The organism is Janthinobacterium sp. PC23-8 (assembly GCF_002250505.1).
Lineage (GTDB): Bacteria > Pseudomonadota > Gammaproteobacteria > Burkholderiales > Burkholderiaceae_D > Janthinobacterium.
This window is the reverse complement of the sequence record NZ_NJGY01000001.1, coordinates 2371371-2372634: the sequence shown is the minus strand read 5'-3', so window position 1 is coordinate 2372634 and position 1264 is coordinate 2371371. Positions and strand designations below refer to the sequence as shown.

1 other annotated feature (running past one end of the window) is annotated in these 1264 nt (G+C 49.7%).

Going from position 1 to position 1264, the window contains the following annotated elements:
- The first annotated feature begins 104 nt into the window (after positions 1-104).
- Positions 105-1264: a sequence feature (mutual gap in cmsearch alignment for this rRNA model is longer than 100), on the top strand; it runs 1915 nt beyond the window's last position.

Genomic DNA, 1264 nt, shown 5'->3' with positions numbered 1-1264 from the left:
GATGGGTAATGATTGTATGTATCAACAAACAAGCAACAACGTTGTACTTTCTTATCCCTGTAGCGCTCTTTGTTCACTTAGGTAGACAGAGGCTAACGTTATAGGGACAAGCGAATAAGTGCACATGGTGGATGCCTTGGCGATTACAGGCGATGAAGGACGTAGTAGCTTGCGATAAGCTGCGGGGAGTGAGCAAACACACTTTGATCCGCAGATTTCCGAATGGGGCAACCCACCCTTTTAGGGTATTGCAACCTGAATACATAGGGTTGCAAGGCGAACGCGGCGAACTGAAACATCTAAGTAGCTGCAGGAAAAGAAATCAACCGAGATTCCCAAAGTAGCGGCGAGCGAAATGGGAAGAGCCTGTACGTGATAGTCGGACCGATAACAGAATCCTCTGGAAATAGGAGCCATAGCGGGTGATAGCCCCGTATGTGAAATTGGACCGGTGATACTAAGCGTACGACAAGTAGGGCGGGACACGTGACATCCTGTCTGAATATGGGGGGACCATCCTCCAAGGCTAAATACTCGTAATCGACCGATAGTGAACCAGTACCGTGAGGGAAAGGCGAAAAGAACCCCGGAAGGGGAGTGAAATAGATCCTGAAACCGTGTGCATACAAACAGTAGGAGCGGACTTGTTCCGTGACTGCGTACCTTTTGTATAATGGGTCAGCGACTTACATTCAGTGGCAAGGTTAACCGTATAGGGAAGCCGTAGAGAAATCGAGTCCGAATAGGGCGATCAGTCGCTGGGTGTAGACCCGAAACCAAGTGATCTACTCATGGCCAGGATGAAGGTGCGGTAACACGCCCTGGAGGTCCGAACCCACTAATGTTGAAAAATTAGGGGATGAGCTGTGGGTAGGGGTGAAAGGCTAAACAAACTTGGAAATAGCTGGTTCTCTCCGAAAACTATTTAGGTAGTGCCTCAAGTATCACCATCGGGGGTAGAGCACTGTTATGGCTAGGGGGTCATTGCGACTTACCAAACCATTGCAAACTCCGAATACCGATGAGTGCGAGCTTGGGAGACAGACGTCGGGTGCTAACGTCCGGCGTCAAGAGGGAAACAACCCAGACCGCCAGCTAAGGTCCCAAAGATTGGCTAAGTGGAAAACGAAGTGGGAAGGCTAAAACAGTCAGGATGTTGGCTTAGAAGCAGCCATCATTTAAAGAAAGCGTAATAGCTCACTGATCGAGTCGTCCTGCGCGGAAGATGTAACGGGGCTAAGCCAGTCACCGAAGCTGCGGATAT